This window comes from Micromonospora sp. B006, assembly GCF_003408515.1.
GTDB classification, from domain to species: Bacteria; Actinomycetota; Actinomycetes; order Mycobacteriales; family Micromonosporaceae; genus Micromonospora; species Micromonospora echinospora_A.
In genome coordinates this window covers 4,981,680-4,995,611 of sequence record NZ_CP030865.1, presented here as the reverse complement: position 1 = coordinate 4,995,611, position 13,932 = coordinate 4,981,680, and the positions used below count along the sequence as shown (strand labels likewise).

The following is a 13,932-nucleotide window of genomic DNA, read 5'->3' as shown; positions in this document are numbered from 1 at the left end:
CGGATGACCGGCACACGCCGTGCCGCCTTCGCCATGGGGTGCCATGCTGGTTCCCATGGATGAGCGCAACCGGATGCGGGCGGCCGACGCGGACCGGGAGGCCACCGCGGAGCGGCTTCGCGCCGCGCTGGCCGAGGGCCGGCTCGACCTGGGTGAGTACGACGATCGGCTGCGTCAGGCGTACGGGGCGAAGACCTACGGCGAGCTGGACGAGCTGCTGACCGACCTGCCCGGTCCCCGGCCGGCGGAGAGCTCGCTGCCGGCTCCGCGCGTGCCCGGAAAGAGCCGGGTCGCCGATCGGGACCAGGCGGCCGTGAGCGCGCGCAACGCCTGGCTGCTGGGGGTGTGGGGGCCCTGGCTGAAGGTGGCCCTGATCCTCACCGCGATCTGGTTCGTCTCCCAGTTGGGTGAGGGCGAGTTCGAGGTCGACGACTACTGGCCGATCTGGGTGCTGGGCCCGTGGGGCGCCGTGGTGCTCTACCAGACGATTCAGGGGCTGGCGCACGGGGCGCCGGAGAAGGACGTCGAGCGCCGGCGGCGCAAGCAGGTCGAGCGGGAGGCGCGTCGCCAGGCGAAGCGCGAGCTGCCGGAGACGTGAGCTGCGTCATATCCGCGTCCTGCGGGTGACAGTTGCGCCGGTCGGTTTGGCGAGCGCGCGCGGGTCGGCGTACACTTTCAGATCGGCGCACAGCGTCCACTCCGCCATGCCCACCCTGCGCTTCGGTGGGAGTCGGAGCCGCGGCTGGCGCGGGTTTCCTGATCTTGGTCAGTTCTCCCGTGTAAGACGTTGTGGGCCGTCCGGAGTAACCGACGTCAGGACAGCGGAGTACATGCCGAAAAAAGACGGAGCCATCGAGATCGAGGGTCGGGTCATCGAGCCCCTGCCGAACGCCATGTTCCGGGTGGAGCTCGCGAACGGTCACAAGGTGCTGGCTCACATCAGCGGCAAGATGCGGCAGCACTACATCCGCATCCTGCCGGAGGACCGGGTCGTCGTCGAACTCTCGCCGTACGACCTGACCCGCGGGCGCATCGTCTACCGCTACAAGTAAGCCTGACGGCGGCCGGGACGTTCCCGTGTCCGTCTTCGACGTCCGGGTCGCGCTGCGTCGCGCCTCCGGGCCAGATGGGAAGTAAGGCAACCGTGAAGGTCAAGCCGAGCGTCAAGAGGATCTGCAACAAGTGCCGGGTGATCCGCCGGCACGGCCGGGTCATGGTCATCTGCACCGACCCGCGCCACAAGCAGCGCCAGGGCTGACGCCCCACACATCACCAACTCGTCCCAGCCGCGGTCGGTGCGCAGCGCGTACCCCTCGTGGTTGACCCCCGGTCGGAGGCCGGGGCCCGCTCGGGCAGCGACCCATCCCGGTCGCCGGCGTTCGTCGCCGGAAGGACAGGGACGGTCGGGTAGCGGGGTGGGACGGGTCCACACCTCCGCCACACATCACGAGGAGTACGCCCGCACATGGCACGTCTAGTCGGCGTGGATCTCCCCCGCGAGAAGCGGATGGAGATCGCGCTCACCTACATCTTCGGGGTCGGTCGCACCCGCGCCCTGGAGACGCTCGCCGCGACCGGCATCTCGCCGGACAAGCGCGTTCGGGACCTCACGGACGAGGAGCTCGTCGAGCTCCGGAACCACATCGAGGGCAACTACAAGGTTGAAGGCGACCTGCGCCGCGAGGTCGCCGCTGACATCCGCCGCAAGGTCGAGATCGGCTGCTACGCCGGTATCCGGCACCGCCGCGGTCTGCCCGTGCGTGGTCAGCGCACCAAGACCAACGCGCGGACCCGGAAGGGCCCGAAGCGGACCGTGGCCGGCAAGAAGAAGCCCGGCAAGAAGTAACTAGGAGCGCACAGACTTATGCCACCGAAGGCTCGTGCCGGAGCCGCCGTCAAGAAGGTCCGGCGCAAGGAACGCAAGAACGTCGCCCACGGGCAGGCGCACATCAAGAGCACCTTCAACAACACCATCGTGTCCATCACGGACCCGACCGGTGCGGTCATCTCCTGGGCCTCCTCCGGCCAGGTGGGCTTCAAGGGCTCCCGCAAGTCGACTCCGTTCGCCGCGCAGCTCGCCGCCGAGGCCGCCGCGCGTCGCGCGATGGAGCACGGCATGCGCAAGGTCGACGTGTTCGTCAAGGGTCCCGGCTCCGGCCGGGAGACCGCCATCCGTTCGCTGCAGGCAGTGGGCCTCGAGGTCGGGCAGATCTCCGACGTCACGCCGCAGCCGCACAACGGCTGCCGTCCGCCGAAGCGTCGCCGGGTCTGAGAGGTTAGAGAGAGATGGCTCGTTACACCGGTGCTGACTGCCGCCGTTGCCGGCGGGAGAAGATGAAGCTGTTCCTCAAGGGCAGCAAGTGCGATGGCCCGAAGTGCCCGTTCGAGTCCCGGCCGTTCCCGCCCGGGCAGCACGGCCGCGGCCGCACGAAGGAGACGGAGTACCTGCTCCAGCTTCGTGAGAAGCAGAAGGCCCGTCGTGTCTACGGCGTGCTGGAGAAGCAGTTCCGCGGCTACTACGAAGAGGCCGTGAGCAAGGAGGCCAAGACCGGCGAGGTCCTGCTGCAGATCCTCGAGTCGCGGCTGGACAACGTGGTCTACCGGGCCGGCTACGCCAAGTCCCGGGACATGGCCCGTCAGCTGGTCAAGCACGGCCACTTCACGGTGAACGGCAAGAAGGTCGACATCCCGTCGTACCGCGTCAAGGAGCACGACATCGTCGAGGTGCGTGCGAAGAGCAAGGAGCTCACCCCGTTCCTCGTGGCGCAGGGTGAGGCCGGCTCGCGGACCGTTCCGGCTTGGCTGGAGGCGATCCCGAGCCAGATGAAGATCCTCGTGCACTCGCTCCCGGCCCGCCAGGTGATCGACACCCAGGTCCAGGAGCAGCTGATCGTCGAGCTCTACTCCAAGTAAGGGCTCGTTGCGGTGGCCCGTCCTTCGGGGCGGGCCACCGGAACAGTTGTGTCGTGGGCGTCAAATAGCGGGCGCCCCGGAAGAGAAGAGAAAAGATGCTCATCAGCCAGCGACCGTCTCTCTCCGAAGAGTCGATCAACGAGACCCGCTCCCGGTTCACCATCGAGCCGCTGGAGCCCGGCTTCGGCTACACGCTGGGCAACTCGCTGCGGCGTACGCTGCTGTCCTCCATTCCCGGTGCGGCGGTCACCTCGATCAAGATCGACGGTGTGCTGCACGAGTTCACCACGATCCCCGGGGTCAAGGAGGACGTGGTCGAGCTCGTCATGAACATCAAGGAGCTGTGCGTCAGCTCCGAGCACGACGAGCCGGTCAGCATGTACCTGCGCAAGCAGGGCCCGGGCGACGTGACCGCCGGTGACATCCAGCCGCCGGCCGGTGTCTCGGTGCACAACCCGGACCTGAAGCTCGCCACCCTCAACGGCAAGGGCCGGCTCGACATGGAGCTGACCGTCGAGCGGGGTCGCGGCTACGTCACGGCGGCGCAGAACAAGCAGGCGGGCGCCGAGATCGGCCGGATCCCGGTCGACTCGATCTACTCGCCGGTGCTCAAGGTGACGTACCGGGTCGAGGCGACGCGTGTCGAGCAGCGGACCGACTTCGACCGGCTGATCATCGACGTCGAGACCAAGCCGTCGATGGGCCCGCGTACCGCGCTGGCCTCGGCCGGCTCGACGCTGGTGGAGCTGTTCGGGCTCGCCCGTGAGCTGGACGAGACCGCCGAGGGCATCGACATCGGGCCGTCCCCGCAGGACGCCCAGCTGGCGGCCGACCTGGCCCTGCCGATCGAGGAGCTGGACCTGACCGTCCGCTCCTACAACTGCCTCAAGCGCGAGGGCATCAACTCCGTTGGTGAGCTCATCGGGCGTACCGAGGCCGACCTTCTCGACATCCGCAACTTCGGCCAGAAGTCGATCGACGAGGTCAAGATGAAGCTCGCCGGGATGGGCCTGGGGCTGAAGGACTCGGCTCCGAACTTCGACCCGGCGCACGTCGTGGACGCCTTCGGTGAGGCGGACTACGACACCGACGACTACCGCGAGACCGAGCAGCTCTAGTCCGCGCTGCCGCCACACCTGAGGAGCACCAAGCATGCCCACGCCCACCAAGGGCCCCCGCCTCGGCGGCAGCCCCGCGCACGAGCGGCTGATGCTGGCCAACCTGGCCACCGCGCTGTTCCAGCACGGCAAGATCCAGACCACCGAGACGAAGGCCCGGCGGCTCCGTCCGCTGGCCGAGCAGCTCATCACCAAGGCCAAGCGCGGCGACCTCGCCTCGCGCCGCCGGGTGCTGGGCGTCGTCAAGGACAAGGACGTGGTCTACGCCCTGTTCGACCAGATCGCGCCCCGGTACGCCAACCGCAACGGTGGCTACACCCGGATCGTGAAGACCGGTCCGCGCAAGGGTGACGCCGCTCCGATGGCGATCATCGAGCTGGTGGAGGAGCTTCAGGTCGCCGAGCCGAAGGCGAACAAGAAGACCGCCGCCCGCAAGGCCGCGCAGCAGGACAAGGTCGAGGCCCTGGCCCCGGCCGAGGAGAAGCCGCGCTCCAGCGAGGGCGACCAGGACGCCGAGGCCCCGGTCTCCGCGTCGGGTGACACCGCCGCCGCCCGCGAGGACAGCGACGAGGCCACCGAGAACGACAAGGCCTGAGATCAGGCTCGACCGGGCCCGGCATCCCCTCGGGGGTGCCGGGCCCGTCGCCGTCGACAGGAGGTACGAGGTGGACGAGCGGATCCGGCTGCGGCTGGACGTCTCGTACGACGGCACGGACTTCTCCGGCTGGGCGCCCCAGCCGACCCGGCGCACGGTGGCCGGCGTGCTCATGCAGACGCTGGACCTGGTGCTCGGCGCGGGCACGGCGACCGGCCTCACAGTGGCCGGGCGTACCGACGCCGGGGTGCACGCCACCGGGCAGGTCTGCCACCTCGACCTGCCCGCCGCGGTGTGGCGGGAGCACGAGGGGCGGTTGTTGCGCCGGCTGGCCCGGCTCCTCCCGCCGGACGTGCGGGTACGCGCCATGACCGAGGTGCCGGCCGACTTCGACGCACGGTTCTCGGCCACGTTCCGGCGCTACGAGTACCGGGTCACCGACGCCCCGTGGGGCGCCGAGCCGCTGCGCCGCGGGGACACCCTGGCCTGGCCCAAGCCGCTGGACCTGGCGGCGCTGAACGCCTCCGCGGCCGGTCTGGTGGGCGAGCACGACTTCGCCGCGTACTGCCGGCGCAAGGAGAACGCGACCACGCTGCGCGAGGTGACCCGGCTGGACTGGCGGCGCGACCCGGACGGGATCCTGGTGGCCACCGTCCAGGCCGACGCGTTCTGCCAGAACATGGTGCGCAGCCTGGTGGGGGCGATGCTTGTCGCCGGGGACGGGCGGCGGCCGGTCCAGTGGCCGGCCGGCCTGCTGACCCGCCGGGAGCGGTCCAGCGAGGTGACGGTGGCGCCCGCGCACGGCCTGGCCCTGGTCGAGGTGGGCTACCCGGCCGACCCGGCCGAGTACGCCCGCCGGGCCGACCTGACCCGCCGGTTGCGGGTGCCGGTGGCCGAGGGCTGACCGGAGGTCAGTCGGTGCCCCGCTGACCGGCGCTGTCCTCGGCCGAGTCGGCGTCGGGCTGTCCGGCCGTTCCACTCGCCGCGCGACGGTCGAGCACGCCCCGGTTCAGGTGCAGCTCGATCAGGTCGTACATGATCTCCCGGGCGGTGGCGTCGTCGCTGCCGATGCGTTCCCCGTCGGCGCGGGTGACCAGGCAGAAGGCGACGTAGTGGCCGCGTACCTGCCAGGCGACCCGGGCCGCGGCCCGCTCCACCGCCTCGGTGTCGTCGCCCGCCGCCATGCCACGGAACCGTCCCTGCCGCTGGTCGAGCAGCGGCCGGATGCGGTCGCGTACCCGCTGGGCGGTGGCCACGTCGGTGAGGTTGAACAGGCCGGCGGTGACCAGGTGGTCGCCGTCGGGGGAGCGGAGCGTCCCCCGCACGACCTGGTTGCAGCCGAGCCGGACCAGCAGGTCGGCGATCTCGCCGGTGGCCGCGACCTGGCACTTCGTGCTGGCCTGGGTCTTGAGCACCCGGTAGGCCGGCTTTCCGTCGGTGACCACCAGGTCCTTGGCCGGGAAGACCTCCTTGGCGGTGAGCGCCGCCTGGTCGGTGTCCCGGGAGTCCAGGTCGGTCCCGCTGGACGGGGCGCTCGACTGGCTCGGCTGCGGCGTCGGCTGGCCTGTCGGCGGCGTGGCGGTGCGTTCGTCGAGCAGCGCGGCGACGGCGAGCCCGGTGAGTGAGAGCAGGAGCAGCACGGCGGCGCCACCGACGAGCGCCTGCCAGAACCGGCTGCCGCCGTTACGGCGGTCGGCGCGCCGGGTCCGGGGCACCTCGGAGACGTCGCCGGCGCGGGTGGTCGGGCTGGCGGGGATCGGCACGGCCTGCCGGGTCGCGGCCGCCGGCACGGGCGCGGGGGCGGGCGGTGCGGGCTGCGGCACCGGGGAAGGCGCCGGGGGCGGCGCGGGCCGCCCCGGTGTCGGCGCCGGGGCCGGGGGCGCCGGAGCAGGGGCGCGGGCGTCGTCGGCCACTCGTTGCTCGTCGGGTCCGGCCGGCGGCAGCGCCGGCTGCTCGGGCGGTCCGGCCGGCGGCAGCGCCGGCTGGGCGGCGGGACGGGCCGGTGGCGGCAGCGACGGCGTGGGGAAGCGGGAGCGCGACGGACCCGCGGGCGGCGGCGCGGCTGCGGGCCCGGTCGGGGCCGATCCGGGCTTCGGGTACTCCAGGAAGGCATCCTCATCGGACTCGTACCGGTACACCATGTGGCATAGAGTAGGACTGATTGTCCCTTTCAGGGGTAATATCGGGAAATTCTGGCGGAGTGGCGTCCCACTCCGCCCACGACACCGTCGCCGGAACCGTTCCGGCCCGGTGCGACAATGCCGACGTGACCGGCGACCATTACTTCACCGCTGAGCCAACGGCCCCGGCGCGTCCGCGCGAGGTCGAGTTCACAGCCGGCGGGCGCGACTACACGCTCGGCTCCGCCGCGGGCGTCTTCTCCGCCGACCGGCTCGACCCCGGCACCGCGGTCCTGCTGCGCAAGGCCGAACTGCCGGACGCCGACGTCACCGGCGCGCTGCTCGACATCGGCTGCGGCTTCGGCCCGATCACCTGCGTCCTCGCCGCGAACGCGCCGAAAGCCACGGTCTGGGCGGTGGACGTCAACGAGCGGGCCCGCGCCCTCACCACCGCCAACGCGGCCCGGGTCGACGCCGCCGACCGCGTCCACGCCGTCGCGCCCGACGAACTGCCGGACGACGTCACCTTCACCCAGATCTGGTCCAACCCGCCGATCCACATCGGCAAGCCGGAGCTGCACGGCCTGCTGCTGCGCTGGCTGCCGCGGCTGAGCCCGGACGGCGTGGCCTGGCTCGTCGTCGCCCGGCACCTCGGCGGCGACTCGCTGCACCGCTGGCTCGTCGAGCAGGGCTGGTCAGTCGAGCGGCACGCCAGCCAGAAGGGCTACCGGGTGCTGCGGGTCACCCGGTAATCCGGTGTCGTCCACCGGCCCCGCTCGGGCAGGATGCCCGCGTGGGATACGTGGACGTGGCAGGGGTCGGGCACATCCTCCCGGACGGACGGGAGCTGTTCGCCGACGTGTCGTTCCGCGTCGGCGAAGGCGCCAAGGTGGCGCTCGTCGGCCCGAACGGCGCCGGCAAGACCACGCTGCTGCGGATGGTCGCCGGTGACCTGCCGGTGAAGACCGGCGCGATCGCCCGCTCCGGCGGACTCGGCGTGATGCGGCAGTTCATCGGCATGATCGGGGACGAGTCCACGCTCGCCGACCTGGCGCTCTCCCTCGCCCCGCCGGCGCTGCGCGACGCCGGGCGGCGGCTCGCCGAGACCGAGGCGGCCATGCGGACTGCAGAGGTCCGCGGCAAGTACAGCTCCACCGCCGCCAAGGCCCAGCTCGCGTACGCCGAAGCGCTCGCCGCCTGGGGCGAGACCGGCGGGTACGACGCCGAGGTGCTCTTCGACACCGTTGCCACGATCGTGCTGGACCTGCCCTGGGACAGCGCCCGCGACCGGCCGGTACGCACGCTGTCCGGCGGCCAGCAGAAGCGCTTCGCGCTGGAGCTGCTGCTGCGCGGCCCGGACGAGGTGCTGCTGCTCGACGAGCCGGACAACTTCCTCGACGTACCGGGCAAACGCTGGCTGGAGGCGCGGCTGCGCGAGTCGGCCAAGTCGGTGCTCTACGTCTCGCACGACCGGGAACTGCTGGCGCAGACCGCCGACCGGGTCGTCGCGGTGGAGGGCGGCAGCGCCTGGGTGCACCCGGGCGGCTTCGCGAGCTGGCACGACGCCCGGCTGGCCCGCCACGCCCGCCTCGACGAGCTGCGCAAACGCTGGGACGAGGAGCACCAGAAGCTGCGCGAGCTGATGCTGATGTACAAGCAGAAGGCCGCGTACAACGACGGGATGGCCTCCCGCTACCAGGCCGCGCAGACCCGGTTGCGCAAGTTCGAGGAGGCCGGGCCGCCGCCCGTACCCCCGAAGGACCAGGACATCCGGATGCGCCTGACCGGCGGGCGGACCGGCAAGCGCGCGGTGATCGCCGAGCAGTTGGAGCTGGACGGCCTGACGTACCCGTTCGACCTGGAACTCTGGTACGGCGACCGGGTCGCGGTGCTCGGCGCGAACGGCACCGGCAAGTCGCACTTCCTGCGACTGCTGGCCCGGGGCGGCACCGACCCGGAGCCCGGCAACACCCCCGTCGACGGCGCCGCCGCGCTCGCGCCCGTCGCGCACGGCGGCATGGTCCGGCTCGGCGCGCGCGTGCGGCCCGGGCACTTCTCGCAGACCCACGACCGGCCCGAGCTGATGGCGAAGACGCTGGTCGAGGTGCTGTGGCGCGGCGACGAGCACCGGGCCGGCATGGACCGGCACGCCGCCATGGCGGCGCTGTCCCGCTACGAGCTGGCCGGTCAGGGCGACCAGCGGTTCGGCACGCTCTCCGGCGGTCAGCAGGCCCGCTTCCTGGTGCTGCTGCTGGAGCTGTCCGGGGCGACGCTGCTGCTGCTCGACGAGCCCACCGACAACCTCGACCTGGCCTCGGCCGAGGCGCTGGAAGCCGGGCTGACCGCGTTCGAGGGAACTGTGGTCGCGGTCACCCACGACAGGTGGTTCACCCGTACCTTCGACCGGTTCGTGCTGTTCCGGGGCGACGGCGACGTGGTGGAGACGCCGGAACCGGTCTGGGACGTGGGCTGAGCCGCTCCCCGGGTGCGCGCCCGGGGAGCGGGCATAGGGTGGATCTCGTGAGTGAGATGACCTATCGCCGGCTGGGCGACTCCGGGCTCGTGGTGTCCGTGGTCGGCATCGGCTGCAACAACTTCGGCCGCAAACTCGACATCGACGGCACCCGGGCGGTGGTGGACGCCGCCCTCGACGCCGGGGTCAACTTCTTCGACACCGCCGACATCTACGGCGAGCCGCAGGGCGCCTCCGAGGAACTGCTCGGCCAGGCGCTCAAGGGCCGCCGCGACGACGTGGTGGTGGCCACCAAGTTCGGCATGGACATGCACGGCGCGAACGGGCCGGACCACGACGCCCGGGGCGCCCGCCGCTACATCGCCCGCGCCGTCGAGGCGTCGCTGCGCCGGCTCGGCACCGACCACATCGACCTCTACCAGATGCACGAGCCCGACCCGGGCACCCCGATCGACGAGACGCTCGCCGCACTCGACGACCTGGTGACCGCCGGCAAGGTCCGCTACCTCGGCAACTCCAACTTCGCCGGCTGGCAGATCGCCGACGCCGACTGGACCGCGTCGTCGCAGGGGCGTACCCGGTTCATCTCCGCGCAGAACCACTACTCGCTGGTGGAGCGCGGGGTGGAGGACGAGGTGATCCCGGCCTGCGAGCGGTTCGGCCTCGGCATGCTGCCGTTCTTCCCGCTCGCCAACGGGCTGCTCACCGGCAAGTACAAGCGGGGCGAGGCGCCCCCGTCCGGCAGCCGCCTGGCCGGTGGCGGCCGGTACGCCGAGCGGCTGGCCGCCGCGCGCTGGGACGTCATCGAGGCGATCGAGGCGTACGCGGCCGAGCGCGGGATCAGCATGCTCCAGGTGGCCATCGGTGGGCTGGCGGCGCGTCCCGCCGTGACATCGGTGATCGCCGGCGCGACCACCCCCGACCAGGTGAAGGCCAACGCCGAAGCCGGGACGTGGCAGCCGTCCGACGAGGACCTGGACGCTCTGGACGCCATCCTCTGACTGCCCCTGCCGGTATCGACGCGCCCGCTCGCGCGCGCGTTGGGTCCGCTCGCGCGTCGGGCCGCGCCTTGGGTCCGCTCGCGCGTTCGGTCCGCCCGTGTTCCGTCCGTCCGCGCGTCGGGGGGTGCGCCCGCTCGTCGGCGTGCGAGCGTCGGGGCTTGTCCGCTTGCGCGTTGGGCCCGCTCGCGGTTGGTCCGCCCGTGTTCGGTCCGTCCGCGCGTCGGGGGGTGCGCCCGCTCGTCGGCGTGCGAGCGTCGGGGCTTGCCCGCTCGCGCGTTGGGCCCGCTCGCGGTTGGTCCGCCCGTGTTCGGTCCGCTTGCGCGTCGGGGAGGCGCCCGCTCGTCAGCGTGCGAGCGTCAGGGCTTGCCCCGAGCGGCGGCGTGCGCCCACCGGGGCCCGCTCGCGCGGAGGCACCCATGGCGTTCCGCCCCGAGGCAGCGCTCACGATGGGTGGAACGGTATGGGTGCCAAAAGGGCCTTGAGACACCCATGGCGTTCCACTCGCGGCTGGATCTAGCGGCGGGTGGAACGCCATAGGTGTCTGCGGGCGGCCTTCTGACGCCCGTGGTGTCTCGGGCGGCCCGGCAGCGGGTGGCGGTCCGGAGGGCGCGGCGGGCTGCGGGCTGCGGATCAGTGGTTTGCTGCGGTGGCACGACGTTCTGCCAGGGCCTGGCGTACCAGGGCGACAGTGGCGTCGGGCCGGCGTAGCACGTCGTCGGCGGTGAACCGGAGTACGAGCCACCCGGCCGCGCGCAGCGCGTTCAGGCGCGCCACGTCCCGCCGGAAGTGAGCCCGCTCGCGGTGGTGGTCGCCGTCGTACTCGACCGCGAGGCGGAGTGCCGGCCAGGCCAGGTCCACCCGGGCCACGAAGCGTCCGCCGGCGCGTACCTCGTGCTGGGCGGTGAGCGGGCCGAGACCGGCGTCGAGGAGGAGCAGCCGCAGTCGTGTCTCCATCGGGGACTCACTCAAGGGCTCGGCCAGCGCCAGCACCTCGCGCAACAGCGGAGCGCCCGGCCAGCCCGGCCGGTCGGCGGCGTACGCCCGCAGGGCGGGCAGCTTCACGACCCGGCGACGCAGCAGCACGTCGACGGCGACCAACGCCTCGGCGAGTGAACCCTGTCGACCCAGGTCGAACGCGGTACGCAGCGGGGTGGTGACCGGCAGCCCGCCGACGAGGGTGCGGTCCCGATCCGGCAGCGGCGACCGGACCAACCGCAACCGTGGGTGCGGTCGCAGTCGAGCGGCAGTCGGCAGCAGCACGGTGACCGGCGCGTCGCGGGTGAGCACGTCGGCGCCGAACAGCCATGCGGCGCTGCGCCCCGCCAGCACGCCACCCGGTGGCAGGCGCAACGCCACCGCCTCGCACCACATCCGGTGGTCGTCGGCGCGGTATCCGTCCCGGTGCACGTACACGTCCGGCAGCAGGCGGATCCACGTCGGCCCGCGCAGCATCGTCCAGGTGAGCAGCCCTTCGGAGACGGCGTGGCCGCCGCGGAACGGCAGGATCGCAAGGCGGCGCGGAACGCGAGCGGGAACGGACATCCGGGCAGCGTGTCGTGACGGGACGGTCACCGGCTGTCCCGGAACGGAAGGTGAACGGTTTCCTGGGAAAAACCTCACCCGGGCTTCCGTACGGGCGGGAGGCGTCGTACGGTAGGCCGCAAGTGACCCACGGGAGCCCGGTGCGGACCGGGCTGAGAGGGGGGCTGGAAGCCCCCGACCGTCGAACCTGATCCGGGTAATGCCGGCGCAGGGAGGAGCGTTGCCGTGCTGTCCCTGGGACGACTGCATCTCATCACCGACACCCGGCCGGGGCGTGACCCGCTCGCGGTGCTGCGTGCCGCCCTGCCGGTGGCCGGCGCCGAACTCGTCGTGCAGGTGCGCGTCGAGGACGACGCGACCGACCGGGAGGCGTACGAGCTGGCCCGGCTGGTGGTCGACGCCTGCCGGCCGTACGGGGCGCGGTGCCTGGTGAACGATCGGCTGCACGTGGCGCTCGCGGTGGGCGCCGCCGGTGGCCACGTCGGCGCGGACGATCTGCCGGTGGCTGCCGCGCGCCGGGTGCTCGGCCCGGACGCCGTGCTCGGCGCGACCGCCCGGGAACCGGTGGGCGCCCGTGCCGCTGTGGACGCCGGCGCCGGCTACCTGGGTGTGGGGCCGTGTCATGTCACGACCACCAAGTCCGGCCTGCCGGAACCGATCGGCCCCGAGGGGATACGCGCGGTCGCCGAGGCGGTGACCGTGCCGGTGATCGCGATCGGCGGGGTGACCGCCGCGAGCGTGCCGGAGCTGCGGGCCGCCGGGGCGTACGGGGTGGCCGTGGTGGGGGCGCTGAGCGGCTCAGCCGATCCTGCGCACGCCACCGCCGAGCTGATGCGGGCGCTGACGTGTTAAGAGGGGGCCCTTCCTCTACCGGAGGCGTTAACAGGGGGCCCTTCCTTACCCCCGTGGCGGTGGTGGGGGGCGGGCCGGTGGGGTGGGCGATCGCGTGGCGGTGCGCGCAGCGCGGACTGCGCGTGGTGGTGCACGACGACTGGCCCGGGTCGGGTGCTTCGTCGGTGGCCGCCGGGATGCTGTCGCCGGTCGCCGAGGCGTACTTCGGTGAGCGCGAGCTGACCGGGCTGCTCGTCGACTCGGCCGCCCGCTGGCCCGGCTTCGCCGCCGAGCTGGCCGAGGCGAGCGGCGTCGACATCGGGTACCGCACCGAGGGCACGCTCGTCGTCGGGCTCACCGCCGACGACCTGGCCGAGGCGGGGCGGCTGTGGTCGTACCAACAGGGGTTGGGACTGCCGATCACGCCGCTGCGTCCCTCGGAGCTGCGCGACCGCGAACCGGCGCTGGCGCCGCGTGTGCGCGGCGGCGCGGTGGCCCCCGGCGACCACCAGGTCGACCCGCGCCGGCTGGTCGCCGCGCTGCGCACGGCCGCGGAACGAGCCGGTGTGGAGCTGCGCCCGGCCCGCGTCGGCGGGCTGTCCGAGGTGGACGCCCGCGTCACAGTGGTCGCGGCCGGCTGCGGCGCGGCGGAGCTGACCGGCCTGCCGGTCCGCCCGGTGAAGGGCCAGGTGTTGCGGCTGCGCGCGCCGGGTGGCGGCCCGCCGGGCTTCCGGCACGTGATCCGGGGGTACGCGGACAGCGAGTCGGTCTACCTGGTGCCCCGGGACAGCGGTGAGGTCGTCGTCGGGGCGACAGTCGAGGAGCGCGCGGACACCGATGTCACCGCCGGTGGTGTGCTGACGCTGCTGCGCGCCGCGGTGGAGCTGGTGCCGGAACTCGTCGAGTACGAGCTGGCCGAGGCCGTCGCCGGGTTGCGCCCCGGTACGCCGGACAATGCGCCGATCATCGGGCCGCTGCCCGGACGGCCGGGCGTGCTCGCCGCGACCGGGCACCACCGGCACGGCATCGTGCTCACCCCGGTCACCGCCGACCTGGTCACCGAGCTGATCGTCACCGGCGAGCCGGATCCCGCGCTCGCCCCCTTCACCCCGGACCGCTTCGGGAAGGAGCGCACGTGGAACTGATCGTCAACGGCACGGGCCGGACGCTGCCCGACGGTGTCACAGTCGCCGAGGTGGTCCGCACCGTCACCGACCGGGAGCGCGGGCTCGCGGTGGCGGTGAACGGCGAGGTGGTGCCGCGCGGCGGCTGGTCGGCGAGCGTGCTGCGCGACGGCGACCGGGTCGAGGTGCTCAGCGCCACCCAGGGCGGGTGAGCA

Annotated in this window: 17 protein-coding genes and 1 riboswitch; of the genes, 15 read left to right on the top strand and 2 right to left on the bottom strand. The window is 72.7% G+C overall.

Annotated elements, in window-relative coordinates; all coding sequences use genetic code 11:
- Positions 1–55: 55 nt before the first annotated feature.
- The 9 genes from MicB006_RS22400 to truA all read left to right on the top strand — a co-directional run bounded on the left by MicB006_RS22400 (position 56) and on the right by truA (position 5,530).
- Positions 56–598 (top strand): DUF1707 domain-containing protein, encoded by a 543-nt coding sequence (locus MicB006_RS22400; RefSeq protein WP_225980455.1) that lies wholly within the window; start codon positions 56–58, stop codon positions 596–598.
- A gap of 232 nt (positions 599–830) precedes the next feature.
- A complete protein-coding gene (gene infA, locus MicB006_RS22395; protein ID WP_007073013.1) occupies positions 831–1,052 on the top strand; it encodes a translation initiation factor IF-1 in 222 nt (73 codons plus the stop codon).
- Positions 1,053–1,144: 92 nt separating this feature from the next.
- Positions 1,145–1,258, top strand: a complete 114-nt coding sequence (gene rpmJ, locus MicB006_RS22390) for a 50S ribosomal protein L36 (RefSeq protein ID WP_012184307.1) — start codon at positions 1,145–1,147, stop codon at positions 1,256–1,258.
- A gap of 207 nt (positions 1,259–1,465) precedes the next feature.
- Positions 1,466–1,846 (top strand): 30S ribosomal protein S13, encoded by a 381-nt coding sequence (gene rpsM, locus MicB006_RS22385; RefSeq protein WP_013288614.1) that lies wholly within the window; start codon positions 1,466–1,468, stop codon positions 1,844–1,846.
- 18 nt (positions 1,847–1,864) lie between these two features.
- Complete coding sequence (gene rpsK / locus MicB006_RS22380; protein WP_013288613.1) at positions 1,865–2,272, top strand: 30S ribosomal protein S11; 408 nt, start codon at positions 1,865–1,867, stop codon at positions 2,270–2,272.
- A gap of 14 nt (positions 2,273–2,286) precedes the next feature.
- Positions 2,287–2,913 carry a 30S ribosomal protein S4 gene (gene rpsD / locus MicB006_RS22375; protein ID WP_073828936.1) on the top strand — a complete coding sequence of 209 codons (627 nt, stop codon included), beginning with the start codon at positions 2,287–2,289 and terminating at the stop codon, positions 2,911–2,913.
- A 95-nt stretch (positions 2,914–3,008) separates the two neighbouring features.
- Positions 3,009–4,031 carry a DNA-directed RNA polymerase subunit alpha gene (locus tag MicB006_RS22370; RefSeq protein ID WP_007073009.1) on the top strand — a complete coding sequence of 341 codons (1,023 nt, stop codon included), beginning with the start codon at positions 3,009–3,011 and terminating at the stop codon, positions 4,029–4,031.
- 34 nt (positions 4,032–4,065) lie between these two features.
- A complete protein-coding gene (rplQ, locus tag MicB006_RS22365; protein ID WP_030501600.1) occupies positions 4,066–4,626 on the top strand; it encodes a 50S ribosomal protein L17 in 561 nt (186 codons plus the stop codon).
- Positions 4,627–4,696: 70 nt separating this feature from the next.
- Positions 4,697–5,530: a tRNA pseudouridine(38-40) synthase TruA gene (gene truA / locus MicB006_RS22360; RefSeq protein WP_116508700.1), complete on the top strand. Its 834-nt coding sequence runs from the start codon at positions 4,697–4,699 to the stop codon at positions 5,528–5,530.
- A gap of 7 nt (positions 5,531–5,537) precedes the next feature.
- Here the strand turns inward: truA and MicB006_RS22355 are convergent, their stop codons facing one another.
- Positions 5,538–6,767 carry a hypothetical protein gene (locus MicB006_RS22355; protein ID WP_225980454.1) on the bottom strand — a complete coding sequence of 410 codons (1,230 nt, stop codon included), beginning with the start codon at positions 6,765–6,767 and terminating at the stop codon, positions 5,538–5,540.
- Between the two features lie 125 nt (positions 6,768–6,892).
- On the opposite strand from MicB006_RS22355, the gene MicB006_RS22350 reads away from it, so the two are divergent.
- The 3 genes from MicB006_RS22350 to MicB006_RS22340 are packed head-to-tail and all read left to right on the top strand — an operon-like array spanning position 6,893 to position 10,220.
- Positions 6,893–7,498 (top strand): class I SAM-dependent methyltransferase, encoded by a 606-nt coding sequence (locus MicB006_RS22350; protein WP_116511710.1) that lies wholly within the window; start codon positions 6,893–6,895, stop codon positions 7,496–7,498.
- A gap of 41 nt (positions 7,499–7,539) precedes the next feature.
- Entirely contained in the window at positions 7,540–9,219 is a 1,680-nt protein-coding gene (locus MicB006_RS22345) for an ABC-F family ATP-binding cassette domain-containing protein (protein WP_073828934.1), read from the top strand.
- A 38-nt stretch (positions 9,220–9,257) separates the two neighbouring features.
- On the top strand, positions 9,258–10,220 hold the full coding sequence (locus MicB006_RS22340) for an aldo/keto reductase (protein WP_192900121.1): 963 nt from the start codon (positions 9,258–9,260) through the stop codon (positions 10,218–10,220).
- Between the two features lie 630 nt (positions 10,221–10,850).
- Here the strand turns inward: MicB006_RS22340 and MicB006_RS22335 are convergent.
- Positions 10,851–11,762 carry a DUF559 domain-containing protein gene (locus tag MicB006_RS22335; protein WP_116508697.1) on the bottom strand — a complete coding sequence of 304 codons (912 nt, stop codon included), beginning with the start codon at positions 11,760–11,762 and terminating at the stop codon, positions 10,851–10,853.
- A 119-nt stretch (positions 11,763–11,881) separates the two neighbouring features.
- Positions 11,882–11,993: riboswitch (TPP riboswitch) on the top strand.
- On the opposite strand from MicB006_RS22335, the gene thiE reads away from it, so the two are divergent.
- The 3 genes from thiE (at position 11,988) to thiS (ending at position 13,929) form a co-directional block, all read left to right on the top strand.
- Positions 11,988–12,614 carry a thiamine phosphate synthase gene (gene thiE / locus MicB006_RS22330; RefSeq protein ID WP_116508695.1) on the top strand — a complete coding sequence of 209 codons (627 nt, stop codon included), beginning with the start codon at positions 11,988–11,990 and terminating at the stop codon, positions 12,612–12,614. It overlaps the preceding riboswitch by 6 nt.
- Entirely contained in the window at positions 12,608–13,738 is a 1,131-nt protein-coding gene (gene thiO, locus MicB006_RS22325) for a glycine oxidase ThiO (protein WP_192900120.1), read from the top strand. Before thiE ends, thiO begins: the two co-directional genes overlap by 7 nt.
- On the top strand, positions 13,729–13,929 hold the full coding sequence (gene thiS, locus MicB006_RS22320; RefSeq protein WP_073828929.1) for a sulfur carrier protein ThiS: 201 nt from the start codon (positions 13,729–13,731) through the stop codon (positions 13,927–13,929). The genes thiO and thiS overlap by 10 nt, the downstream gene beginning before the upstream one ends.
- Positions 13,930–13,932: the final 3 nt, after the last annotated feature.